Below are 24,874 nucleotides of genomic sequence, written 5' to 3'. Positions count from 1 at the left end.
GACGACATGACCCCGGATCAAGCCTACTTCAACCTTCCGCCGCTCCGCGTGGCGGCCTAATCTCGGCAGAGGCTCCACTTATCGACGCGGAAAGTCTGTTCAGACAAGCGGGACCAGCTCTTAGCTCTGTTCGATCTGCTCGGCAGGGGTGAGGCGCACCATCTTTACGATCCTCTCACAGCTCCCGCTCCATCGCGGGGTGGCTCCGGTTCTTCACTTTCACCCAATGCTTCTGCCGCCCGCCCCGGTAAGGCCGGTCCTGGTGCTTGGAGACCAGCCCCTCCAGCCCCATGCGGCAAGCGGCGCGGTACAGGTCGGGCCCGATCTCGCCGCGCTCGAAAGGCGCCACCGTGATCCCGTCCGGCCGCCGCGCCAACAGTCGCTGCAAGTTGGCCTTGCGCAGGTGCAGCGGAAGATCGCGCAGGTCGTTGCCGCCCGTGGCGAGGACGTCGAAGGCGTAGAGCTGGACTTCGTGGTCGTGCGTGCAGCGCGTTGAAATCGGAGATGCCGTCGACGCCGAGGATCACCGCCTCGCCGTCGATAGCGAAGTGCTTGGTGCGAGGATGCCCGCAAGGAACGCTTCGACTTCCTTGGCTACACGTTTGGGCCCGAGTACCACCGCAAGACGGGTCGCCGATACCTGAGCGCGAGCCCTTCCAGGAAGAGCGTCCAGAGGCTCAAAGGCAAAATCGATGGGCTTCTGGTCTCCGGCAACAAAGATCCGTGGCCTGAGGTACGCGACCAGCTGAACCGACTTCTGCGCGGCTGGTCGAGTTACTTCAGCTACGGCACCCGGCTGATGGCCTACCGGGCGGTCGACAATCACGTCTATGATCGCGTGCGACACTTCCTGCGAAGACGGTGCAAGGTGCAAGGACGCGGCACACGAAGGTTCCCCGCTGACCATGTCTTCGGGCCCGCCGGCGTGCTGCGGCTCCGCCGCGTGCATCTGGGGCCGCTGCCGCGTGCCATGTGATGAAACCAGTCGGAAAGCCGGATGCCGGAAATCGGCAGCGGGGAGAGGAAACGGGACGTTGCCGCACGGCCCAAGTCACCGCGCCTCTCCTCGACTCTACTGCGAGTGATCGAAAGGCCGCCCTTCTGCTGTTGGCCCATCGCTTCCGTTGACCCGGTGCAGCTACATGCAGTTGATGGGGGCAGAGGGGAAGTGTGCCGCTGAGGGCCAAGCCGACGTTTTGACCCATAGCCGACCTGCCGTTGCGGGCGAGGCCTGCTGGTGACCGATTTCGTAATAGACCACGTTCGGAGTCCCTTGGCGGCCGGTGGCCGTGGTGATCCCGTGGTTTGATAGAAGTTGGTTTGAGGCAAGACCAGGCGGGAGCTTCGTGTGACAAGCGGACGTGTCGAGCGACGGCTCGCGGCTGCCGGCGGCTTCTTTCGCACAACTATACCGATCCCGAAGCAAGGGTTCCGGCTAAGCGCTTACAGCCGCTCGCCGCACCCGCCGGCTCAACACCTGAGCGGCTGCCATTCGGCCTGTTCGCCGAGATGCAGAAGAAGCGGAAAGAGGGACTCCAGGTTGGTTTACCGCGAAAGACAGTGAGTCCGAATTATCGGGCAAGATCTGGCGCGGATTAGCAACTCCGAGTTATCGAGCAAGATCTAGTGATCTCCGCTCTACACACAATGCCAAACCTTATCACTGCGCTGATTTGAACCTCTCGCCGAGGTCCCTATAGCTGCCTTCGAAAGAGCCAAGCCGATTGAAACCGGGAAAGGCGTTGATTGACGATTACGTCTCGCCCGGGTGCCTAGAATCATTCTGTGGCCTTCGAGTGCACTGACCATGGCCATGCCAATGACGGTTGCGGCTTTTTGGCTTGCGGCCGCGCCGGGCTCGGCGTCGGCTTTTGCGTCTGGGCGACATTGGCCGACTGCCGCCGACGCGGCAGTGGTATTTCGGGCATCACCTTTGGCTCTTCGGGGCTCACCTTTGGCTCTTCAGGCATCACATTTGGCTCTGAGGCATTGGCGATGACGTGGGCGAGTTGTTCCTGGCTTGCGTTGAGCCGCTCGGTGAGCGTCTGGCCGTCGCGCGCCATCTGCATCTGGGTCGCCTTGATCTGGTCGATGGTACTATTGTTGCGTGCCATTTCTTCCCGGCTCGCCTTGATTTGGCTCACGAGATTTTCATTGTCGCGGACCAATTGTTCTTGCCTCACCTCGAGCTGTTCGACCGTTTGCCTCAAGGCAGCGAAATCGTGTGCCATCGGTTGGAGCTGCCGCGCAAACTCGGAAGACAGGGCAACAGCAGTCGGGGCAACGTCTTTCGGCGCGGCGGCGTCCGGCGCGGCCTGTGTCAGGGGTGCCGGGTCTGAGGGGACCATCACCGCCGTATCAACGGAGGATGACCATCGCCAGGCAGCGACACCAATGGATGCTGCCAACAGAGAACCGACGAAAGCCACGTAGCGCCAACCCGCCGAGCGATGAATCGCTGCCGGCGGGGCGCGAGACGTCTTCCTCCTGGGCGGGGCCAAAGGACCGACTTCCTCTTCGTGCGCCAAGTTGACCAGGTTAGAAAACTGCTCCTCCAAGCTTTTCGTGATCTGCTCTTCCGCGAGCTTGTCGTCCAGCGTGGAATCCATTTGGTGCTCCAAAAAATGCAATGGCACCCGCCTGAGAGCGATCCGCGCATCTGCGCTACGGCGAGCTAACATTCAACGGGATGCGGATGGTTTTTGAGCCTGCGAAGCTTTCCTAGGGATGAGCATGGAGCTGCACGTCACGTCGTTTTTTTGCCAGCTCACCCCAGAACTATACGGGAGCTTTTAACGCAGACGAGGAGGCGAAACTATGTTGACGGCCGGACAACCAGGGAAGGAACCTTGACCCTTCGCAAGTGCTGTCCGCCATTCGGCGCGGGGTGACGTGTGATCGCGGAGCCTGGTCGGGGTTGCGCAGCCGGCCGCATGCTGCGGTGAGATTGGCGGCATAGGCCGCAGGCGTCAGATAGCCCAGCGAGGAAAGCGGGCCGAGATCGCCCCAGGGTTAAAAGACTGCCGCGCAGGGGATGCACCACACGAAAGGAGCAGTGCAGCGCAAGCCCCACTTCGCAGCCGTCATGGCTTCGGCCACAGAGCGGTTGCGTCGGCTCGATGATCCAGCACAATCGCGCGGTATACCAATCGCGAGCGAACGAGCGAATTAAGCTCGGTTAACTTCCGAGAAGAGCTGTTATCGGCAGTATTCGATCTGCAGCGAATTGCGCCGAACTATCGGAGGGGCGATGATCAGACTGATAAGGTCATACGAAACGGAGTCAGTTGGCCAACTGATTAGGTAATACGCAAAACGGAGTGAGTTAGCTGACTGATAAGGTTTCATACGAAAGCTATCCAGTTCGCGACTGATAAGGAAATTACAGAAAGCTTATCAGTTTCGCGACTGTTTAGCTTTCTAATATAAGCTTCCGTTGCCAACGTACTGACCCACAAGGCGAGCATAAACATCCGTGGATCTCGCACGCCAAGGCGGCGAGCTTCGGGGCGAGATCAAATTCCCCTTGGCCCTATCGTTTCAAATAACCTTCAGGTCAGCAACACGCCGCCAATATGTGAGCGGAATATAGACACAAACGTTATTGCATCAGGATGCGGATAATTCGAGCGTCATCGAACGTGAAGGAACTTCGAATAAATCACGTCTCTGCGGTCGCTGCGACGCGCAATCAGCTTGTCGTCCGGTTGACCGAAAGTATGTCACCCAATTTTGTAATAACCATATCCTACGTCTTTCAATCTGGCGCACCCGCCCAAGAAATCATTGGTTCAGTCTCCGCACAGTTTCACACCCGGCCATTCAACCAAGTTTCTACCATGGGCGACCTTCTCACATACACAAAGACAAAGTTTGGTATGCGTTCGAAACTTTGCCGACCCCTCCCGTGACCGCCGGGAAGGTAGGCAAAACTATGAAGTGGATGTTCGTGGTCTTGGTTGGCGGCGTTGCGCCCGCCAACTCCGATCTGGTGTTTGAGAAGTTCGCGATTGTCTCGCCGCGGAGCAGCGGATGCGGCAGCACTATGCTGTCGCCTTCGAGGCATGGAACCGCAACGCGGCGACGGTAAGTCGTCCAGCAAACATGCCTGACAGACGCAGATGACCGCTTTTGGCACGGCGAAGTCCGAGCGGCCTCCAAAATTGTCCGCTGATCGGGGCGGACCGGACGTGACCGGCCGAGTTCGCAAACGGCGCTTTCGACCGACCCGAAGCAGACGAAAGCTTGGGAAATGTTCACGACACCTACAACGGGACTAGCCACGGACGCAGAGCGTAACGACCTTCGTGGCGCGCCCTCAGCCAGTGTTTCTGACCGCCTCTGCCAGCATGGAGTAGTGCTGCTGCTTGCTGTATTCCTTGGGCTGCTGCCTCTCCGCTGTGTTCCGCGACACCTTCCGTGCGACTGGACGGGCGCAGGCTGCCGACGACGTCGGCCTCAGCTTCGGGCGCGGCCTTATCTTGGGCGTTGCTGTGGGCGGCTTGTGGCCGCGCTTCAAGCCCAGACGGGTCAGCATGCCGCAGACCGCGTTACGACTGCACCCGAGACGACGCGCAATCTGCGCCGCGCTCTGTCCTGCGGACCAGAGCCGGTTGAGGAGCGCTATGTCTTTCGCATCCCAGCCCATGAGAGATATTATAGCGCCGACTGCCGAACACGCCAGTCTCGTCTTCGTCCGGCTCGCGCACGACCGGCGGTTCGTCAGCGTCATCTTCCTCTTCGTCGTCTTCGTCCTCCTCGTCTTCATCGGGATCTCTTGGCGGCATCGCGGCGCCCATAAGCACGAACGGTGTCGAGTAGATCACTGTAGTGGAAAATACATGGAGGTGTGTTGCTTCATGTTGCTGCTACTCCTCGAAAACTACACGCAGTCGCATATTCCTGACGGACCAACGCGCATGTCCAGGGCGTGATTCGCTGCAAACGCGACGGGGACATCAAGTCGACGACATGAGCATGGGGTGCATCCGCCAGGCGAATGGCAGCGTTTTCGGCTAGTTTATGCCCGAGGACTCATTCGGCTCTATGTTCACCAGAACCTCGCCAGTGGTGATTTCGGGATCTCCAAGATGGAGATCATGCAGACTTGCTTGAACAAACTCCAGTATCTTAACGTTCGCTGCGTTTGCGCTTTCGCGGTCCTCGAATATCATCACGGCGAGACCAACGCCGTCGCCCCCATCCAGCAGGTAGTAAGATTTGAATCCCTGCGATTGCCTTAGTATCTGACCGATGCCGCTCTTGGCGCGGCGAGCAGCGTCCGGAACCGAACGAACCATGTGTACTTGCGAATGACTATGTACATGACGTCACCACGCGCTACAGTTCCCGCCCCACGCATCAAAGCATAGCGCGCCCAGTTGGACTAGGGCCCTACTTCCAGGATGTCACAAACGCCGGTCGGCGGGGGCGCGAGACGCGCCTTCCTCCAGTGAGCCAACCTCGCCCCGCAAGCGGGGCGAGGTGCTGAGGCTCAGGAATCCTCGAACTTGAACGATACGTTGAGCTTGGCGCGATAGGCCTCTACTTTTCCCTTCGCATCCAATTGCATATCGAGGTTGACGACCTCTGCAATGCGAAGATCTCGGAGAGATTTTGCAGCTTGCTCGACCGCATTAGCGGCCACCTTCTCCCATGAGTCGGTGCTGGTACCGATCAGTTCAATGACCTTTGTAGACGCTATCAGGCCTGTCGTCCTCCTGTTCGGCATGAAGCAGAAGCAGGTGCTCCCGACAATACTTGCACAGTTCATAGCCCCATCCTGGGTCCTTTAAGCCGAGCGCCAGGGCCGGAATAGGTCGGGCAATGCCAAGCATCGGCTGTCTACAATTGCAGCTACGGGGCAAAAAGGTTATCAAATCAAGGTCGCGGACGTGGCGGAACTGGTAGACGCAAGGACTTAGAATCGCGCGGCGCCAATGAAATCGCTCCTCTTCCGATCTAACGCGGGCAGCCAATCTGCGTGACGCGGATGGGAGACACGGCCGACGCCGGGATCGGGATCGATCGCGTTCATTCCGGTCGGTAGGACCACGCCGCACCTGATCGGCAACCAGAATTCAGGACCGCTCCGTTGATAGTCGAGCTTAGCTCGGCTGGCCACGCCGCTCCATCTGTGGCAAGCTTGACTTTATTCAACGAGCTCAACAGGTATCTCGCCACCCGACATCGGGTGCCGTAGAGGCCCGCAGTTGAACCCAGTCTTTCGGTTCGGCGCGCATGGACAGCGACTTCCAGGTGTTATGGGAGGACGACGACCGCATCTTTTGCCGGGCATCGCGCCAAGGCTCCGATGGTGGCCGCAAAACTGTGCTGGCCGTGCTTCCCGCCGAGCACGCCCCATCAACGAGCCGGGATCGCCTGGCTCACGAATATGCACTAAAGGACGAACTCGACAGTGCGTGGGCCTTGCGGCCGCTCGAACTTGTCAGTGAGGGCGGCCGGCCCGTGCTGCTGCTCGAGGATCCCGGCGGCGAGCCGCTGGAGCGCCAGCTCCAAGCGCCCATGCAAGTGGGAACATTCTTGCATCTCGCCGTCCACATCACGGCGGCTCTTGGCAAGGTCCATCAGCGTGGGCTCGTGCACAAAGACATCAAGCCGCACAACGTCATCGTGAATCGCGCGACCGGCGAAGTCAGACTCACGGGGTTCGGCATCGCCTCGCGACTCCCGCGCGAGCGCCAATCACCCGAACCGCCTGAAACCATCGCCGGCACCCTCGCCTATATGGCACCCGAGCAGACCGGACGAATGAACCGCTCGATCGACGCGCGCAGTGATCTATACGCGCTGGGCGTCACCTTCTATCAGATGCTCGCCGGCGCGCTCCCATTTACCGCAGCCGATCCGATGGAATGGGTGCACTGCCATATCGCCAGGAGGCCTGTGCCGCCCACCGAGCGTCGGAAGCAAGTGCCCAATTTCCTTTCGGCCATCATCATGAAGCTGCTCGCCAAGACCGCCGAGGAGCGCTATCAGACCGCGGCCGGTCTGGAGAGCGATCTCCGGCGCTGCCTCGCCGCCTGGGAGGCTCGGCAGGGGATCGACGACTTCCCCCTGGGCGAGCGCGACATCCCGGACCGGCTGCTCATCCCCGAGACGCTCTATGGGCGCGCGCGAGACATCGAAGTCTTGCTCGCGGCCTTCGACCGCATGGTCCAGAGCGGCACGCCTGAGCTGGTGTTGGTCTCGGGATACGCCGGCATCGGCAAGTCAGCTGTCGTCAACGAGCTGCACAAGGTGCTGGTGCCCTCGCGCGGCCTGTTCGCCGACGGCAAATTCGACCAATACATGCGCGACATTCCCTATGCCACACTGGCGCAGGCGTTCCGCAGCTTGCTCCGGGGCCTTCTGGCGAAAAGCGAGGTCGAGCTGGCGCCCTGGCGCGATGCCCTGCACAAGGCGTTAGGCCCGAACGGCGGGCTATTGGTGGACCTCGTCCCCGAGCTGAGGCTCATCATCGGCGAGCCGCCGCGGGTACCCGACCTGGCTCTGCAGGATGCGCAAAGGCGCTTCCACCAAGTGGTGCGGCAGTTCATCGGCGTGTTCGCGCGACCGGAGCATCCGCTGGCGCTATTCCTCGACGACCTGCAATGGCTCGACTCGGCGACGCTGGACCTGCTCGAGGATCTGCTGACTCAGGCGGATCTGAGCCATCTGCTGATGATCGGCGCTTACCGCGATAACGAGGTCGACGCCGCGCATCCTCTGCGGCGCAAGATCGCCGCCATCAAGAACCGCAGCGGCATCGTTGAGGAGCTCGCGCTGGCGCCGCTTGCCACCGAGGATGTCGGGCAGCTGATCGCCGACTCGCTGCGTTGCGAGCCGAGTTATACCGCGTCCCTGGTTCAGTTAGTGCAGGAGAAAGCGGGCGGCAATCCGTTCTTCGCCATCCAGTTTCTTTACGAGCTCGTCGAGGAGCGTTTGCTTGCGTTCGACCATACGTCGTCGTGCTGGACGTGGGATCTCGATCTCATTCGCGCCAAGGGCTATACCGACAATGTGGTGGACCTCATGGTCGGCAAACTCGCGCGCCTTCCGGCCAATACGCAGGCTGCGTTGCAGCAGCTCGCCTGTCTCGGTAACACCGCCACGATCACGCTGTTGGCCCTTGTTCTGGGAAGATCGGCGGCTGAAGTCGACGCAGCGCTGTGGGAAGCCGCGCACGAGGAGCTGGTCGAGCGACGGCAAGGCTACTACAGATTCACCCACGACCGGGTGCAGGAAGCCGCCTATTCAAGCAAACCGGAAGCCGAGCGTGCGGAAGCCCATCTCGCCATCGGCCGGCTGCTCGCGGCGAATACTCCCACAGAACAGCACGGGGACGTGATCTTCGACATTGTCAATCAGCTCAACCGCGGCGTTGCGTTGATCACCTCACGAGACGAACAAGCGAAGCTGACCGACCTCAACCTGCTCGCAGCCAAGCGCGCCAAAGCGTCCACCGCCTATGACTCGGCACTGACTTATCTCAATGCCGGCGCGGCCCTGTTGCCGGAGGATTGCTGGGAGAGCAGGCATGAACTTGCCTTCTCGCTGGAGATCGACCGGGCAGAATGCGAGTTTCTGACCGGCGCGCTGGCGGAAGCGGAGCGACGCCTGATGGCTCTCTCAGCCCGTGCGGCCGGCCCTGTCGAGTTAGCCACGGTCTCATGCCTGCGCATCGACCTGTACACGAGGCTCGATCGGAGTAGCGATGCAATTGCTGTTGCTCTCGATTACCTCCGCCGCCTGACCATCGACTGGCCACCCCATCCCACGGAGGAGGAGGCGCGAGGTGAATACGACCGCGTCCGGTCCCAACTTGGCGGGCGCCGTATCGAAGCTCTGATCGATCTGCCCTTAATGAGTGATCCGGTGTCTCTCGCGACTCTGGGCGTGCTGACCAGGCTGCTGCCGCCTGCACTATTCACGGATCTGAACCTCTTTTCCTTGACCGTTTGTCGAGCGGTTAATCTCAGCCTTGAGCACGGAAACTGCGATGCCTCCTGCGTTGCCTATATGAGGCTTGGAATGATTGCCGGTCCTCGCTTCGGCGACTACGAGGCGGGATTTCGATTTGGTCTGCTCGGATATGAATTGGTCGAACGGCGCGGATTGACGCGATTTCATGCGCAGACCTACATGCTCTTCGGAGCGCACCTCGTGCCATGGACGAGACATGTCCGGAATGCGCGTGATTCGCTGCTTCGGGCTTTCGACGTCGCAAACAAAACCGGCGACCTCACGTTCGCCGCGTACGCCCGCGTCAATCTGAATTCGAATCTGCTCGCGGCTGGTGACCCGCTCGCCGAGGTGCAACGCGAAGTCGAGAGTGGCCTCGCGTTTGCGAAAACGGCACAGTTCGGGCTGGTCGTTGACGTTGTCGTCAGCCAACTGCAGCTCATCCGGACCCTGCGGGGGCTGACGTCGAAATTCGGCTCCTTCGACGATGAGCAGTTTGAAGAGCTTCAGACGGAGCGCCGGTTTGCCGAGAATGCCAACCTCATGCGAGCGGACTGCTGGTATTGGATCCGAAAGCAGCAGGCGCGCTTTTTTGCAGGCGACTACGCGGCCGCGATTGAGGCGTCACAAAGGGCGCAGCGGCTGCTGTGGACGTCTATATCGCAGCTCGAAACTGCCGAATACGAATTCTATGGTGCATTGTCCCTCGCGATGGCCTGCGCCTCCGCCGCGCCTGCCCAGCACCGGGAGTACCTCGCGGCACTGGCGGCGCACCGGCGACAGATCCAAATCTGGGCAAAGAATTGTCCGGAGAATTTCGAGAATCGCGCTGCGCTTGTCGAGGCGGAGGTCGCCCGCTTGGAGGGCCGCGAGCTCGATGCCGAGCGCCTCTATGAACACGCTATCCGCTCGGCCCGCGCCAATGGCTTTGTTCAAAACGACGCGCTTGCCAACGAACTCGCCGCACGCTTCTACGCGGCGCGCGGGTTTGAGAGAATCGCTCGTGCGTACTTGGCCGACGCTCGGCGTGCTTATTTGCGGTGGGGGGCTGATGGCAAGGTGCGGCAACTCGACCGCGTCTATGCCCACCTGGCAGAGGAAACAGCGGCGCCCGGCCCGACTAGCACGATCGGGACTCCCCTGGAGCAGCTCGACCTCGCCACAGTCATCAAGTTGTCGCAAGCGGTCTCGGGCGCAATCCTCCGGGAGAAGCTGCTCATCACCGTCATGCGCACCGCTATCGAGCACGCGGGCGCCGAGCGCGGCCTGTTGGTTCTGTCGCACGGGGCCGAGTTGCGAATTGCCGCCGAAGCGACCACCGAAGGCGACACGATCGTCGTGCAGCTGCGCGACGAGCCCGCGACTGCAGCGCTCCTGCCGGAGGCGATCCTCCACTACATCTTGCGTACGCGTGAGAGCATCATTCTCGATGATGCCGCAGCTCAGAGACCGTTTTCAGCGGATCCCTACATCATTCAGCGCCAAGCGCGCTCTGTTCTCGGCCTGCCGGTGATCGCTCATGCCAATTTCATGGGCGTGCTGTACCTGGAAAATAATCTGGCTGCGCATGTCTTCGCGCCGGGTCGGATCGCGGTGCTAAAGCTGCTCGCCTCGCAGGCGGCAATCGCGCTGGAGAATGCTCACTTGTACCAGGATCTCGCAGAACGCGAGGCTAGGATTCGGCGCCTGGTCGAGGCCAACATCATTGGGATTATAATCTGGGAGCTTGAGGGTCGGATTCTGGAGGCCAACGATGCGTTTCTCAGCATCGTGGGATACGACCGTGAGGATCTCGGTTCGGGCCGCCTGCGCTGGACTGACCTGACGCCGGCTGAATGGCTCGATCGCCACGAGCGGTGGTGGATCCCGGAACTAAAGAAGATGGGCCGCGTGCAGCCGTTCGAGAAAGAGTATTTCCGCAAGGATGGAAGCCGCGTGCCTGTGTTGATCGGTATGGCTGCGTTCGACGAGCAACGAGACCAGGGCGTCTCCTTCGTCGTCGACCTGACGGAGCGGAAACGGTCGGAAGAGGCACTGCGAGAGAGCGAGGAGCGTTTCCGGACTCTCGTACAATTCTCTTTCGACGTGTACTGGGAATCCGATGCGCGGCATCGCTTCATTCGCCAGGAGTTCGCCGAAGGTATGGTCGACGCACCCGCGTCGGGCTCTGAACTTGGTAAAACTCGCTGGGAAGTGCCCTATTTAGAGCCCGACGAGGAGGCTTGGCGCAATCATCGGGAGACGCTCGATGCCCACCTGCCGTTCCGTGATTTCGAGCTCGCGCGCCCTACGCCCGACGGCGGCAAGCGCTACGTGTCTGTCTCCGGGCTGCCGGTGTTCGACAAATCCGGGCACTTCATCGGTTATCGCGGCGTTGGACGGCACATCACCGAACAGAAGCGGGCCGCAGAGGCCCTGCGCGAGATGCAGAAAGATCTTGCGCATGCCAACCGCCTCGCCACTATGGGCGAACTCACGGCCTCGATCGCCCATGAAGTGAGCCAGCCGATTGCCGCGGCATCCATGAATGCTGGTGCGGCCGCGCGATTCCTAGAGAGAGATCCGCCGGATCTCGATAGGGTCCGGGAATCGCTGGGCTGGCTCATGAACGATACCGCTCGGGCCAGCGACATCATCCAACGAATTCGCGATCTCATCAAAAAAGCACCGCCCCGGAAGGATCGCTTGGATATCAACGAGGCGATCAGGGAGGTCATTGAGCTTACCCGCGGCGAAGCGATGAAGAACGGCATCTCGGTGCAGGCGGAACTTGCAGACAGCGTGCCGCTTGTGGAGGGCGACCGCGTCCAATTGCAACAAGTGGTTCTCAACCTGATTATCAACGCGGTTCAGGCAATCGGCACGGTCGCGGATGGAGCTAAGAAAGTGCTGATCACCACCGCGCAGGCTGCACCTGACAGTGTTCTCGTCGAGGTGAAGGACTCGGGGCCGGGGATGGGCTCGGAAAGCTTCGAGCGCGCCTTCGCCCCCTTCTACACGACGAAGCCCGGTGGTTTGGGGGTGGGACTGTCGATCTGTCGTTCGATCATCGAAGCGCATGCTGGGCGCCTGTGGGTGACCGCCAACTTGCCCCGCGGCGCGAGTTTCCACTTCACGGTGCCAGCCCATCCGGGCAGCGCGTCGTGACGATCCCGCATGGTTGCTTTTGAGACCCCGCTCCGGGCGTTCCCGCCAGTTCCGATATGTCAATCTGGGGTGGGCCCCGGGGCCGGACAGGGGCGAATTTAAGATTTGACCGCTATGCCGCCGAAGCGTCACGCGCCTTTTCCTCCTCGAGACCGGCCATGAGGTTGGCGCGCGTTCTCGCCAAGTACTTGGCCTAGCGCTGCTGTTGCAACCACTTCTCACGGTTCAAGCGCTGCCGGCGCGGACCCAGCCTGGTGAGCCCGCAATGAGCATTGCGACGCAGAGACTCTCGCCGTATGCGCTTGCAGGAAGCCCTTGGCGAGCGCGTGGTATATGCCCTCGGGACATAGGATGCGCGAAATTGCCTGGGCGATCAACGCTGAAGCGATCAACGGCACCACCATGGATTGATTATTGGTCATCTCGGTTACGATGACAAAGACCGTGATAGGAGCCTGCACGACGCCCGAAAAGTAAGTGACCATTCCGAGCAGGATGAACGAACCGATCGGGGCGCCCGAAAACAGATGCGCGATGTTCGGTGAAACCGGACGGCGCCAGCTCTCGCCTGGATGCCTCCCGCGGTCGGTCTACCCAAGGATGGGCCAGCAGGCCTCAGAGAATTGTTAGGCAGCAAGTTCGTTGTTGGCGTGGTCACGATACTTTAGGTATTCCTGCAGGCTAGCACAAAGAGCCTTAATGCCTCCCTTGCTTGCGCTCGCAAGAAACTACTCGAGATCACGTCCTCCGTCGCGATCGATCGCGTCGATCAGCAAGGTTGCAATCTGATCGACGGGAGGAATATCTGGATCGGTGGCGGGCGCCTATCTTTAGCCGCTGCCTTACGTGCTTTGACCTGCTCTCAGTAAAAACGTGCCCGTCATATACGTCAGCGAGTATCTCCGAAACGACAATACTGGTGGTATTCGTAGCGGCTAACTCGTAAGCCGCTCCCGGTTTCAGCTTCGCCAATCTGTGAGGTCATGAGAGCGCGCGAGCTTCGCTGGATTCAACGATGATGGGGACAATGGCGGGAAGTAACTCGTTGACGCGCGTCAAAATCGGCAATGCGGTCGCCCAAGCTTTGGCTTTATTTTCACCGGGAGTCCCGGAGGACACCCGGCGATCTCAAAGTCCAGAATCAGTAAGTCTTAGATGGTCTGTCCGCCGGATACTTCGATGCGTTGAGCCGTCATCCACCGGTTGTCCGGACCGAGCAGGCTCGCGATCATCGGCCCGATATCGTCGGGAACGCCCACGCGGCCGAGCGCGGTCATCCCGGCAAATTGCTTGTTGAGGTCAGGGATGTCACGAACCGCTCCGCCGAGGAAATCGGTCGCAATCGCTCCGGGCGCGACCGTGTTCACGGTGATCCCGCGGCTGCCCAACTCCTTTGCCAAGCAGATCGTTAGAACTTCCACCGCGCCCTTGGCGGCCGAGTAGGCCGAGAAGCCGGGGAAAGACACGCGGGTTAGACCCGAGGAGAGATTCACTATTCGGCCTCCGTCGTGAAGCAGCGGAAGAAGAGCCTGGGTCAGGAAGAAAACGCCCTTGACGTGCACGTCGAAGAGAGAATCGAATTGAGCTTCCGTCGTCTCGGAAAAGGGGGCCATCTCGCCATGGCCGGCGTTGTTAACGAGATGGTCGAACATCTCTCGGCCCCAGTTCTTTTTCAACGTCGCTTGCACTTCATTGGCGAAAGTCTTGAAGGAGGACACTTTGCTGACATCCAACGGCAGCGCGACCGTCTTCCGTCCCAGCGCCTTCATCTCTTGGATCGTCGTCTCGGCCTCGGCTGCGCCGCTACGATAGGTCAGAATGACGTCGCCACCGTGGCGGCCGATGCTGAGAGCGGTGTTACGACCAAGGCCGCGGGTACCGCCGGTGACGATAGAGATGGTGGTCATCGTAGTCTCCTTGTTGATGATCGATACGATGGGACCAGTAATCAGATCGGTCGGTGTTGAGGTTGCCAGATACTCGGAAATCTTTGCCTGTTTCTCGGAGTTACCAACGTCCATACGGCTGGATGGCGATTAAATGCCGGCGATTCCGAGCATAATGATCCAAGGCGATTTGGAATGTCTTGCCTGAAAGAAGATCAGACTTGCCCAATGCTCCAGGGCGGCTTGTGCCCCGAAGTCAGTCCCGCTAGTCAGACGAACCTGTTGGCCTTGAACGCCACTATCGAGGCCGCGCGTGCTGGCGAGGCGGGGAGGGGATTTGCGATCGTCGCGTCGGAAGTGAAAGGACTTGCGACCCAGACCGCTCAGGCCACGCAACGGATTGCCGATCAAATCTCGACCATGCAGAGCGCGGCTTCGGATACGGCTGGCGCGCTTCATGAATTGCGCGACGTGATCAACGAAGTGAACGAGGTCGCGATCTCGATTAGTGCTGCGGTGGAAGAGCAGACCGCGGCAACCAGCGAGATCGGGCGCAATATCATGGAAGCAGCAGGCCGGACCGAGGCCGTCACGAGAAGTATCGTCGTTGTGGCGGAGGGAGCCAGAGAAACCGGGGCAGCGGCACGCTCGGTCTTCGACATTTCGCGCGATCTAACGCACCAGTCGTCTGCGCTGTCCGGGAAGGTAAACAGCTTCGTCAGCGGCTTGCGAAATGCGTCCTGAAGCTGAAAACCCAGATCCGATGGTCTCCGAGGCTCGCGCCCCGACGGTTGGATTCTTGATCGAGAATGCCTAGGCGATTTCCATTTGCTGCCGCGTGAGCCGCATAGAATAGCTGTAGCGATCCGCCGGATGTATGCTGAGCGAGACTTCTGCCATCTCGTTCGAGCTGAAAAGATACTGGCGTCGAATCGAAAGAGCGTAGGCGCCCGGCAATGCCTTCAAGGGCGAAGCAAGATCCGCCGATACGCCGACCGCGCTGATGTCCTGACGGATCTCGACAAAGCGACGTCCTGATATCTTCTCTACCAGTGTCCCGAAGATGTCGCGATGGCTGTCCATTCGCGTCCGGACTTCGCGGGCGAAAGTACCGTCGACATAGACATCGGTCCAACAGACAGGCGTCTTCGTTGCATCTCCCGGAATCATGCGCAAGCTTGAAATCCGCAACCAGCGACGCCCGGGCTGGCAGCCCAGAGCGCGAGCGAGCTGTTCATCGGTCACGACCTCGGCGACCCGCTGAACGTGGCGTTCGGTCTCGACGCCGAATTGCTGCACCGCTTCGATAGAACCGAGCGATTGCGAAAAGCCGCCGCCGCTCTGCAAGGGCGCAACCGCTTCGACCCTAGTGCCCGCGTTTCTTTTTCGGCTCACGATCCCCGATGCCTGTAACTCCCGCATCGCCGCCCGGATTGTTGATCGGCTGACGGTGAACTGCTCGGCGAGCTCGAACTCGTTGGGGAGCAACGAACCGACGGGATGGCGCCCGTCGGCGATCGCCTGCATTAGAGCTCGAGCCACGTAGGCGTAACGCGTTACCACCGGACTCCTCCTGAAACGTCCTCATGGAAGGCTGGCTGGCCGACGTCAAGCGAAGCCCTATTGACCGTTATATGTTCGTACATATAAATATGTACGAACATATATGTTAGGGGAGCGCGATGCGATGGGAAGCACGGTGTTTGACTCGGACCTGTTTCGCGACATGTTCGGGATACCCGAAATGCGTGCGATTTTCGCCGATGACGGGTTAGTAGGTCGCTATATCGAGGCCGAGGTCGCACTGGCCCGTGCTCAGGCGCGCATTGGTGTGGTGCCCGAAGCTGCAGCCGAGGCGATTGCAGCCGCAGCGCGTTCCATCAAGATCGACTTCGAAAAGTTGCGCCGCGAGACCGAGATCGTCGGCTATCCGATCCTCCCGCTCGTGCATCAGCTGGCGGAAGCTGCGGGCGAGGCCGGTCGCTTCGTGCATTGGGGCGCGACGACCCAAGACATCATGGATACCGCCAACGTCCTACAGATCCGCGCGGCGTTGCAGATCGTGGCGCGCGACCTGCGAGAGGTCCGCGACATCCTGGCTGTGATGGCGCGCAAGTATCGCAACACACCGATGGCCGGACGTACCCATTTGCAGCAGGCACTCCCGGTAACGTTCGGTTACAAGGCCGCGTTCTGGCTATCCTCGATCGACCGTCATATCGAGCGCGTCGATCAGGCGCTTCCGCGCATCCTTGTCGGCGAATTCTCAGGCGCCGCGGGCACGCTCGCTTCCGTCGGCGAGGGCGGCTTCGAAATGTAAAAGCTGTTTTGCGAAGAACTCGGACTGCATCAGCCGTCGATCACCTGGCATGTCGCTCGCGACGGCATCGCCGAGGCGGTGACGTTGCTCGGTCTGGTCACAGGCACCTTGGGCAAGATCGCGACCGACGTGATGTTGATGTCGGCGTCGGAATTCGGCGAGGTCTCAGAACCGTTTGTGCATGGACGTGGTGCATCGTCGACAATGCCGCAGAAGCGCAATCCGATCTCCAGCGAGCTGATGCTCGCCGCGGCAAAGTCCGTGCGCCAGCACGTCGCCGCGATGCTCGACGGCATGATCCACGATTTCGAACGCGCCACCGGTCCATGGCATCTGGAATGGGTGTCACTGCCGGAAAGCTTCCTGCTGACCGCCGCGTCACTGGCCAACGCCAAATTCATGCTGGCCGGGCTCGTCGTGCACGAGCATCGGATGCTGCAAAACCTCGATCTCACCCGCGGTCTGATCGTGGCGGAGGCGGTGATGATGGCGGCGGCGCCGAAGCTCGGCCGGCAGAGGGCCCACGATGTCGTGTACGACGCCTGCCGCAAGGCGATCGAAGGCGGCGGTCAGCTTGCCGACATTCTCGCCGGCGTGCCCGAGATCACCGAAGCCCTTGGAGGCGAGGACGTGATCCGGCGTCACTGCGATCCCGCCAACTATCTCGGCCTCTGCGGTCCGATGGTCGATCGCGTTCTCCAGATTTCAGCCGCCGGAGCCCGGTGACCCGCGCAGGTGCACGGCACGCGATCTCCCCAAATGCGCCGGAGAGCGCAGTCAACAACGATTGACGATCCTCGGAGGATATAATGGCCACGATAGCGACAACACCGCGCGACGACGTTGCGCTCCAACAGCCCGCCAAGCCGGCGCGGAAAGCCCTATGGAAGAACCTCGGCCTGCAAGTTGCGGTCAGCATGGTTCTCGGAATCGTCGTGGGCCTCGTTTGGCCCGAGTTCGGCGCGTCGCTGAAGATCCTCGGCGATATCTTCCTGCGGCTGATCAAGACAGCGGTCGCACCGCTGGTATTCCTAACGGTCGCCGTCGGTATCGTTGCGGCCGGCGACATCAAGCGGGTCGGCAAGGTCGGGCTCATCGCCATGGTCTATTTCGAGGTCGTCTCGACGATTGCGCTGGCGCTTGGCCTGCTGTTCGGCAACCTCGTCGGTGTCGGCAAGAATCTCGATCATATTGCAGCTCCGGCTGCCGCCACCAAGGGCGCGGAAGCCGCGACCAAGGCAGCGGCCGCCTCGCACACCACGTTCGACCAGTTTCTGATCAACGTCTTTCCGGACAATTTCATTGGCGCTTTCGCGCGCGGCGAATTGCTTCAGGTGCTCGTCATCGCCCTGATCTTCGGCTTCGGTCTGATGGCGCTTTCGCCGGAGAAGCGCGCGCCGGTCGAGAGCGGATTGAACACGATGTCTACCGCGCTCTTCGAGTTCATTCACATCATCATGGCGTTGGCACCGATCGGAACGTTTGGCGCCGTCGCCTATGCGGTCGGCTCGAACGGGACGGCCGTGCTGATTTCGCTCGCTTACTTCGTGCTGACGTTCTACGCGCTGGTGATCCTGTTCATCGTGGTCGTGCTCGGCGCCGTCTGCGCCCTGTTCCGCATCAATATCTTCCATCTGCTGCGCTGTATCCGGGAAGAGATCATCATCATGCTCGGTACCGCTTCCTCCGAAAGCGTGCTGCCGCGCCTTTTGGAAAAGCTGCCCGCCTATGGCGCTTCGAAGCAGACCGTCGGGCTGGTGCTGCCGACCGGATATGCCTTCAACCTCGACGGCACTTCGCTTTTTATGTCGATGGGCGTGATCTTTCTCGCCAACGCCTATAGCGTGCCGCTCTCGTGGGAACAGGAGATCGGCATTCTTGCAATCATGCTGCTGACGTCGAAGGGCGCAGCCACAGTCTCTGGCGGCTCCTTCGTCGTCTTCGCCGCGACGGTGACGGCATCCGGAATTCTCCCCGTGGACGGTCTCGCGCTGATCTTCGGCGTCTATCGCTTTCTCTCCATCGCGCTGTCGACCTGCAACGTCATCGGCAACACGCTGGCGACCGTGGTGGTCGCCAAATTGGCCGGTGAATTCGATGAGACCGCTTGGAAGGGCGCTGGCAAACGAGAAGCGGTCCGGCGCCCTGATCCGAAGCAATGGTGGCAATGAACTCATTGGAGGCGACTGAGGTGAACCAGTCAAGGCTCGAGCAGGACGCATTCGGCGCGGTCGAGGTCCCGTCCAACCGCTATTGGGGCGCCCAGACGCAGCGGGCGCTCGCGGTATTCGACGTCGGAGAAGAGCGCTTTCCGGCCTGCCTTTTCCACGCCTTCGCACTTCAAAAGATCGCGGCCGCCCGCGCGAATAGTCGGCTTGGGGCCCTCGATGAAGAATTGGCAAAGACGATCGAACTGGCTGCGTTGGAGATCCGGGAGGGGAGGTTCGATGATCATTTTCCTCTGACGGTCTGGCAAACGGGTTCCGGGACACAGACCAATATGAACGTCAATGAGGTCATCGCCAATCGAGCCAATGAGATGCTCGGGCAACCGCTTGGGGGGAAGAAATCGGTTCATCCCAACGATCACGTCAATTGCTCGCAATCGTCCAACGACAGCTTCCCCACTGTCATGCATATCGCCGTCGCCTTGGAGATACGCGATCGCCTGCTCCCGGCCGTCCGGGCATTGCGCGATGAACTTGCGTCGAAGGATGCCGTGCCGATGACGATGGGCCAGGCCTTCGAGGCGTTCTGGCGACAAGTGGACAACTGCCTGGCGCGAATTGAGGATGCCAGACCGCGTCTGCATAGGCTGTCGCAGGGCGGCACGGCGGTTGGGTCCGGTCTAAATGCACCGGCCGATTTCGATGTCGTGTTTTGCGATGAACTGAACTCGTTGTGCAAGCTGACGTTCGCTCCCAATCCGAGCAAGTTCGAAGGTATGGGCGCGCACGATACCTTGGTCGAAGTTTCCGGTACGTTGAACACGCTTGCAGTCACTCTGGTCAAGATCGCAAACGACATCAGGTTTTTGGGGTCTGGCCCCCGCTGCGGTCTTGGAGAGCTGATCGTGCCGCACGATGGCCTGACGTCGTCGATCATGCCGGGAAAACGCAACCCCACGATCGGCGAGGTGGTGGTGCAGACAGCCTTCCAAGCGATGGGCAATCACGCCACCGTCACCGCGGCCGGCGCGTCGGGTAATTTCGAGCTGAACGTCGCGAAGCCTGTGCTCATTTATAATTTGCTGCAATCGATTCGCGTCTTGTCCGATAGCTCGCGGATGCTGGCTATCCGCCTAGTGCGCGGATTGACGGTCGATCGAGAGCGTCTCGCAGCCAATGTGTCCAACGCGCTCCTCCTGGCGACGAGTCTGAACCCTGTCTTGGGATACGACAAGGTTCCCGAAATCACCGCACGAGCGTTGGCGGATGGCGTCACGCCTCGGCAGGCGGCGATCTCCTTGGGCTTCCTGTCAGGCGACGAGTACGACCGGATCGTCGATCCGGCTCGGATGACGGGGGTGCCAAGCGCGCCTTCATCAAAGGTCTGATGCATTCACCGACGGCGAAGACGCGCGATCTTCGCCGCATCCCGGCCGACAAGTTTAGGCTTCCCTCGGTCATTTATTCCCGCTAAGTCTTCTTTAGAAGAATAATTCTCTTTTAGAATACTCATCTCGGCCGGTCGAGATGAGGGATCTGATCAAGGGCGCTCAAGACGTCCGCGGAAGCTCACGAAAGGGAGGAAATAAAATGGCGACCAAGGATGAAATGAGATCTGACATCCTGACCCGGCGAGCCGCGCTTGGAGTCGGGGCGCTGGCGTTGTCCGGGCGCCGTGTGCAGGCGCAAGCTGCGAAGCCGGACGAGATCAAGGTCGGCATAGCAACGTATTTGTCCGGGCCAGCGAGCGTGTTCGGCGTCCCGGCGAGGCGTTGTCGCAGAATCTGGAATTTGAGTGCCCTCAGGGGCAGCTCGGCGCACCAACATTTTTTTTCGTGCTTGCCATTGCGGCTGAATTGATCACCGATCATTGTAAATGCGCTGCGCTCTACGTGCCAGTGATGCAGGTTGCCGACCGCTTCTCGACGAGCGGACGGTACTTTTTCGCCCGAAACGCGCCATGTGGGCACACAGCTCATGAGAGGTGCTTGCCATGACACAAGCGTCCATCAAAGTCGGCATGATCGCCGAAGAGACCGGAGCACTTTCCTTCATGGGTCGCGCCAACGCCAACGTGGCAAGGATGGTGGCTGACGAGATCAACGCCAACGGCGGCCTGCTGGGGCGGAAGATCGAGCTCTATCTCGAGGATGGTGCAACGACCGACGCTGTCGCGGAGGCCAAGGCGGCCAAGCTTGTTTCGCAGGACAAGGTGGATGTGATCTTCGGCGGCATCTACAGCTCCACGCGGCAAGCCATCAAGGGCCCCGCGGTCGTGAAGGGCAGGACGCTCTACATCTACCCCGAGCAATACGAAGGGCAGGAATGCGATCCGCTGATCTTTTGCACCGGCCCGGTGCCGGCGCAGCAGCTCGATCCTCTCATTCCCTGGCTGATGCGCAAAACCGGTGCCAAGACATTTTACCTACCCTCCGCAGACTACATCTGGCCGCGCGTGATGAACGAGAGGGTCCGCCAGCTCGTCGCCGCCAATGGCGGTAGCATCGTCGGCGAGGAATACTATCCCCTCGATCACTTGGAGTACGACGCGACAGTTGGGAGGATCATGTCCAGCGGTGCGGAGGTGGTGTTCAACACCATCGTTCCGCCTGGGGTGATGCCCTTCTTCGCGCAACTCAATAACGCCGGTTTTCAGAACCGGGGCGGGCAGCTGATCTGCACCTACTTCGACGAAAACCTGCTCGGCCTGTTGCCCGCGCCGCATGTGGAAGGCCTCTACGGCTGTCTCGACTTCTACCAGAACGTCAGCGATCCCTTCAGCAAGACGCTGCTCGGCACGTACGACAAGCGCTATCCCGGCAGAGAGCAGTTCACGGGCGGCAGCGCCTGCTCAGGCCTCTACCGTGGAATGAAGCTCTGGGCGGCGGCCGTGAAGGAGGCCGGTTCGCTGCACCAGGAGGACGTCATCGCGGCGCTCGATCACGCAAAGATCGCTGAGGGGCCAGGCGGTCCGGTGGAAATGGTTCCCGGCCAGCACCACGTCCGCATGAACATGTACATCGCCCAAGCGAAGAACGGGCTTTTCGAGATTGTCGAGGACTTGGGGGCCATCGAGCCGGACGAGGCGATGGTGCCGTCCCCGTGAAGTTCGGCCAGGAACCGATCGCGTAGTCAGCCCGTCAGGTAGGAGGCATGAGATGAACGTTCCGTCTCCGGTCAACGAGAGTCTCCTCAGCGAGCGACTCGGCGCGCTCAGATCGGCAAGAACCTGGGCACCGAATGTCATCCCCGAGCTAGAACGATTCATCCGTACCGCCGACGACTATGATCTCTTTCGCATCAACCCCATCCAATACAGCGGCCTCGTCCACCTAGCCGAAGCGGACGCAATAGAGCTTTTCGTGCACGCCGCCAAGATAGGCCTGTTCGAGATGGACTGGCTGCTCATCTGCGCCTATTGCCCCCAGGTCGCCGGCAGCTTTCGCGAGCTCGATCAGGTCCATCCACGCTTTCAGTGCGCGTTCTGCAACGCGATCAACGATGTGGCGCTGGACGACTACATTCAGGTCACCTTTACGGTCTCGAGCGGCGTGCGCGACATCATCTTCCGCCATCCCGAAATGCTGTCTGTCGAGGATTTTTACCTGCGCTACAACTTTTCCAAGGGCTTCATCGCTCCGCACGGGATGACGCACCAGCAGCTCGTTGCCGCGCTCTCACGGGGCTTCGCCGATATCGAGAGCCATGAGCACCGCAGCTTCGACTTCGAGGTCACAGCTGGCCGTTTCGAGGTGCTGGATTTGAGCCACAAACTCCTGCTGGTCTTTTTCGTGAACGGGGAGCCGGCAGAACCGCAAGGGACGCTGGTCCAGCTCGAGTCGGGCCGCTTTCTGCTACCGGACCGGCCCACGGCACCGAGAGACATGGTCCTCGGCGACGGACGCTTTTCGTTCCGGCAGACGGCCGATCTCAGCCCAGGCAAGCACACCATCGGGGTCGAGAACCGCACCGGCGATCGCGGTCGCTTCTGGTTCGTCCAGTATCCCTTCGGTTTCGCGCCCCATCTGGTCGAATATGAACCGTTTCTTTCCGGCAAGCGGTTGCTGCTCACCCCGAGCTTCCGCGAACTCTACAAGGCGCAGCTGGTGGATGAGGGCGAGAGCATCAAAGTCTCAGACATGACTTTCCTGTTCACCGATCTGAAGCAGTCGACTCCGCTGTATGAAAGCATTGGTGATGTCAACGCGTATTTTTTAGTTCGTCAACACTTCGAGATCTTGAACAGGATCATCAGGGAGCGATCCGGCACCATTATCAAGACGATTGGCGATGCAGTCATGGCCGGATTCGAGCGTCCCCAGGACGCCGTTTGCGCCTCCATCGAGATGATCGAAGAGCTGTCGCGGTTCAACCGGACCGCTTCGCGGCCGCTGGGCCTCAAGGTCGGCGTCCATAAAGGTCGGGCGATTGCGGTGACGCTCAACGACCGAATCGACTATTTCGGACAGGACGTGAACATCGCCGCACGCGTGCAAGGTCTCGCCGATGTCAACGAAGTTTGCATCAGTGCAACGGTCATGGAGACGCCGGGCGTCGGTGACATCGTCAATTCACGCTCGGTGTCGCGCAACTACGAGAACCTGAAGGGCATCGGTCAAAAGATGGAAGTTCATCGTATAGCAATCACGCCGACGCAGACATAATCGACCGCGGTGCTGCCGCGAGGCGAAGGCCCACGGCTCCTCGACGACAGACCGAAGTCGTCCGCGCTAGATCAATTGAGTTCTTCCGATCGTGCGATTATACAAAGTACGTCTTCACTCCGCGGGCCGCGCTGGCGGACGTCGACGAACAGATGCGGCGTTCCGGCTGATCCGGCTTCACCGTGCCTTTGACGCGGCGCATCCGCGTTACTCCTCCCAACGCTGCAACGCCTGCTTCATAGGCGGCATCGAATGCTGACGTCCCGTATTCCTCGCTGATCCCGATCCCGGGCCTTTGCGGCTAGGGCTCGTTGATTTTGCGGGGTTTTGTTTGTTTTCGATTGCGTCTGTTGCGCTCTGATCAGGTCGTTTCTGGTGCTAAACTGGTGCTGTAGATTATTTTGCAGCGCACTCGCCTGAGCCTAAGAATCTTATTGGCTCACATGCGTTTTAAGAAATTCGATGGTCCGAACTGAGTGGCGTCTAAACCCGCGGCTTGCGCTCTTCGCTGCAGCTATCCGGCGCTCTGGAGATCTTGGATCCGTCGACCGATTCAGACGAGGTTGTCCGTTGCCGTGCAACGAGTCGTGCGCAATGTCGCATTGCGAAATTGCGGCTGCGCGGTTGACAGGTGAATGAGCATGTGAAATTTTGCCTGCAATGAAAAAAATTACAGGAGGGGATGTGAACGCTAGCGACCGGCCCATTTCGCCGTTTGACGACGATGGCAGCCTTGCATCGCGTGCCGCCTGGCTGCACTACGCCGGGGGGTTGACGCAGGGCGAGATCGCCGCGCGCTTGAATATTCCGGCCATCAAGGCTCATCGGTTAATCGCGCGCGCCGGGCGCGAGGGTCTGATCCGCATTTTCGTCGACGGAGCGGTTGCCGACTGCGTGAAGTTCGAGGAAGCGCTTAAGGAGCGCTTTCAGCTCGACATGGTTCAGGTCGCGCCTGATCTTGGCGAGTCCGGGCTTCCGCTCAAGGCGCTGGCGTTTTCCGGGGCGAGCTATCTCCATGCGGTCCTGCAGCGTACTGATGGCCAGATCGTTGGGATAGGTCATGGGCGCACGCTGGCCGCTGTTGTCAGGCACTTGCCGACCATGCCGGCCTCCGAAGTCAAGTTCGTCTCGCTGCTCGGCGGCCTGACGCGGAAATTCTCGGCGAGCCCGTTCGACGTCATTCATCTCATTGCCGAGCGAACCGACAGCGAAGCCTATCTGATGCCGGTGCCGCTCTATGCCAACAGTGCGGCGGATCGCGCCGTGCTGCTCGCGCAGCTCGGCGTCTCCGCGGTGTTCGATCTCGCGCGCCAGGCAGACCTGATGCTGGTCGGCATCGGTGAGGCACGTCCGAGTGGATCGCTGGTGCAGACCGGGATGATCCGACCCGACGAAGTCGCCGAGCTTGAGCGCGCCGGCGTCGCCGGCGAGATGCTTGGGCATTTTTTCGATGCCGAGGGCAAGGTCGTTGAAACCGAGTTGTCCGGCCGATCGATCTCGCTGTCGCCGCGAGATCTGCGCGGCCGCTACATCGTGGCGATCGCGGGCGGGCCGAGCAAGGTTGCGGGAATCCGCGCAGCATTGGCCAGCGGACTTTTGAAAGGGCTGATCACTGATGAACTCACCGCGCGCGGTCTCGTCGACGAGCGGGGCGCGGTTGTTCCCGAGAAAAAGAACGGCAAAGGCCGTCGCGTCAAACCACAGAAAAAGCAAGGGGAGTGAAAC

The 24,874-nt window shown here is 60.5% G+C and carries 14 protein-coding genes and 4 pseudogenes; 10 read left to right on the top strand and 8 right to left on the bottom strand.

Annotated elements, in window-relative coordinates; genetic code table 11:
- Nucleotides 1–175 precede the first annotated feature (175 nt).
- Nucleotides 176–560: pseudogene (locus IVA82_RS25480) on the bottom strand (DNA ligase); the annotation flags it as partial.
- A gap of 80 nt (nt 561–640) precedes the next feature.
- Between IVA82_RS25480 and IVA82_RS25475 the strand changes: the two are divergent.
- A complete protein-coding gene (locus IVA82_RS25475) occupies nt 641–976 on the top strand; it encodes a group II intron maturase-specific domain-containing protein (protein ID WP_256469713.1) in 336 nt (111 codons plus the stop codon).
- Between the two features lie 802 nt (nt 977–1,778).
- On the opposite strand, the gene IVA82_RS25470 is transcribed toward IVA82_RS25475, so the two are convergent.
- The 4 genes and pseudogenes from IVA82_RS25470 to IVA82_RS25455 form a co-directional block, all read right to left on the bottom strand.
- Nucleotides 1,779–2,609, bottom strand: a complete 831-nt coding sequence (locus IVA82_RS25470; RefSeq protein WP_247390511.1) for a hypothetical protein — start codon at nt 2,607–2,609, stop codon at nt 1,779–1,781.
- Between the two features lie 1,709 nt (nt 2,610–4,318).
- The gene (locus IVA82_RS25465) at nt 4,319–4,768 is read right to left on the bottom strand and encodes a GcrA family cell cycle regulator (protein ID WP_247390509.1); all 450 of its coding nucleotides are present in this window, start codon (nt 4,766–4,768) and stop codon (nt 4,319–4,321) included.
- Between the two features lie 247 nt (nt 4,769–5,015).
- A pseudogene (locus tag IVA82_RS25460) lies at nt 5,016–5,326 on the bottom strand (hypothetical protein).
- A gap of 168 nt (nt 5,327–5,494) precedes the next feature.
- Nucleotides 5,495–5,773 carry a dodecin family protein gene (locus IVA82_RS25455; RefSeq protein WP_247390507.1) on the bottom strand — a complete coding sequence of 93 codons (279 nt, stop codon included), beginning with the start codon at nt 5,771–5,773 and terminating at the stop codon, nt 5,495–5,497.
- 467 nt (nt 5,774–6,240) lie between these two features.
- Between IVA82_RS25455 and IVA82_RS25450 the strand changes: the two genes are divergently transcribed.
- Entirely contained in the window at nt 6,241–12,111 is a 5,871-nt protein-coding gene (locus tag IVA82_RS25450; protein ID WP_247390505.1) for an AAA family ATPase, read from the top strand.
- Between the two features lie 218 nt (nt 12,112–12,329).
- Here IVA82_RS25450 and IVA82_RS25445 read toward each other — a convergent pair.
- Nucleotides 12,330–12,650: pseudogene (locus IVA82_RS25445) on the bottom strand (chloride channel protein); the annotation flags it as partial.
- 612 nt (nt 12,651–13,262) lie between these two features.
- Nucleotides 13,263–14,018, bottom strand: coding sequence for an SDR family oxidoreductase (locus tag IVA82_RS25440; protein WP_247493633.1), 756 nt, complete (start codon nt 14,016–14,018; stop codon nt 13,263–13,265).
- A gap of 207 nt (nt 14,019–14,225) precedes the next feature.
- Between IVA82_RS25440 and IVA82_RS25435 the strand changes: the two genes are divergently transcribed.
- Nucleotides 14,226–14,741, top strand: coding sequence for a methyl-accepting chemotaxis protein (locus IVA82_RS25435; RefSeq protein ID WP_276578088.1), 516 nt, complete (start codon nt 14,226–14,228; stop codon nt 14,739–14,741).
- Nucleotides 14,742–14,810: 69 nt separating this feature from the next.
- Here the strand turns inward: IVA82_RS25435 and IVA82_RS25430 are convergent, their stop codons facing one another.
- The gene (locus IVA82_RS25430; RefSeq protein ID WP_346658811.1) at nt 14,811–15,539 is read right to left on the bottom strand and encodes a GntR family transcriptional regulator; all 729 of its coding nucleotides are present in this window, start codon (nt 15,537–15,539) and stop codon (nt 14,811–14,813) included.
- 145 nt (nt 15,540–15,684) lie between these two features.
- Here IVA82_RS25430 and IVA82_RS25425 point away from each other — a divergent pair.
- The 7 genes and pseudogenes from IVA82_RS25425 (at nt 15,685) to IVA82_RS25395 (ending at nt 24,871) form a co-directional block, all read left to right on the top strand.
- Nucleotides 15,685–17,043: pseudogene (locus IVA82_RS25425) on the top strand (adenylosuccinate lyase family protein).
- Between the two features lie 83 nt (nt 17,044–17,126).
- The gene (locus IVA82_RS25420; protein ID WP_247390500.1) at nt 17,127–18,488 is read left to right on the top strand and encodes a cation:dicarboxylase symporter family transporter; all 1,362 of its coding nucleotides are present in this window, start codon (nt 17,127–17,129) and stop codon (nt 18,486–18,488) included.
- A gap of 20 nt (nt 18,489–18,508) precedes the next feature.
- Complete coding sequence (locus IVA82_RS25415; protein ID WP_247390498.1) at nt 18,509–19,873, top strand: class II fumarate hydratase; 1,365 nt, start codon at nt 18,509–18,511, stop codon at nt 19,871–19,873.
- Nucleotides 19,874–20,075: 202 nt separating this feature from the next.
- Nucleotides 20,076–20,345 (top strand): hypothetical protein, encoded by a 270-nt coding sequence (locus IVA82_RS25410; protein WP_247390496.1) that lies wholly within the window; start codon nt 20,076–20,078, stop codon nt 20,343–20,345.
- A gap of 133 nt (nt 20,346–20,478) precedes the next feature.
- Nucleotides 20,479–21,591 (top strand): substrate-binding protein, encoded by a 1,113-nt coding sequence (locus tag IVA82_RS25405; protein ID WP_247390493.1) that lies wholly within the window; start codon nt 20,479–20,481, stop codon nt 21,589–21,591.
- Nucleotides 21,592–21,643: 52 nt separating this feature from the next.
- On the top strand, nt 21,644–23,149 hold the full coding sequence (locus IVA82_RS25400; protein ID WP_247390491.1) for an adenylate/guanylate cyclase domain-containing protein: 1,506 nt from the start codon (nt 21,644–21,646) through the stop codon (nt 23,147–23,149).
- A 660-nt stretch (nt 23,150–23,809) separates the two neighbouring features.
- Complete coding sequence (locus IVA82_RS25395) at nt 23,810–24,871, top strand: sugar-binding transcriptional regulator (RefSeq protein WP_247390488.1); 1,062 nt, start codon at nt 23,810–23,812, stop codon at nt 24,869–24,871.
- Nucleotides 24,872–24,874 lie beyond the last annotated feature (3 nt).

Source organism: Bradyrhizobium sp. 142 (assembly GCF_023074015.1).
GTDB lineage: Bacteria > Pseudomonadota > Alphaproteobacteria > Rhizobiales > Xanthobacteraceae > Bradyrhizobium.
The sequence above is the reverse complement of the archived record's forward strand: the minus strand, read 5'-3'. Positions and strand labels throughout refer to the sequence as shown.

Excerpts from the sequence above, each read along its gene's own strand:
- IVA82_RS25470 (WP_247390511.1), bottom strand. The coding sequence starts at position 2,609 with ATGGATTCCACGCTGGACGACAAGCTCGCGGAAGAGCAGATCACGAAA.
- IVA82_RS25465 (WP_247390509.1), bottom strand. The coding sequence starts at position 4,768 with ATGAAGACGAGGAGGACGAAGACGACGAAGAGGAAGATGACGCTGACG.
- IVA82_RS25455 (WP_247390507.1), bottom strand. The coding sequence starts at position 5,773 with ATGAACTGTGCAAGTATTGTCGGGAGCACCTGCTTCTGCTTCATGCCG.
- IVA82_RS25450 (WP_247390505.1), top strand. The coding sequence starts at position 6,241 with ATGGACAGCGACTTCCAGGTGTTATGGGAGGACGACGACCGCATCTTT.
- IVA82_RS25440 (WP_247493633.1), bottom strand. The coding sequence starts at position 14,018 with ATGACCACCATCTCTATCGTCACCGGCGGTACCCGCGGCCTTGGTCGT.
- IVA82_RS25435 (WP_276578088.1), top strand. The coding sequence starts at position 14,226 with ATGCTCCAGGGCGGCTTGTGCCCCGAAGTCAGTCCCGCTAGTCAGACG.
- IVA82_RS25420 (WP_247390500.1), top strand. The coding sequence starts at position 17,127 with ATGGCCACGATAGCGACAACACCGCGCGACGACGTTGCGCTCCAACAG.
- IVA82_RS25410 (WP_247390496.1), top strand. The coding sequence starts at position 20,076 with ATGGCGACCAAGGATGAAATGAGATCTGACATCCTGACCCGGCGAGCC.
- IVA82_RS25405 (WP_247390493.1), top strand. The coding sequence starts at position 20,479 with ATGACACAAGCGTCCATCAAAGTCGGCATGATCGCCGAAGAGACCGGA.
- IVA82_RS25400 (WP_247390491.1), top strand. The coding sequence starts at position 21,644 with ATGAACGTTCCGTCTCCGGTCAACGAGAGTCTCCTCAGCGAGCGACTC.
- IVA82_RS25395 (WP_247390488.1), top strand. The coding sequence starts at position 23,810 with ATGAAAAAAATTACAGGAGGGGATGTGAACGCTAGCGACCGGCCCATT.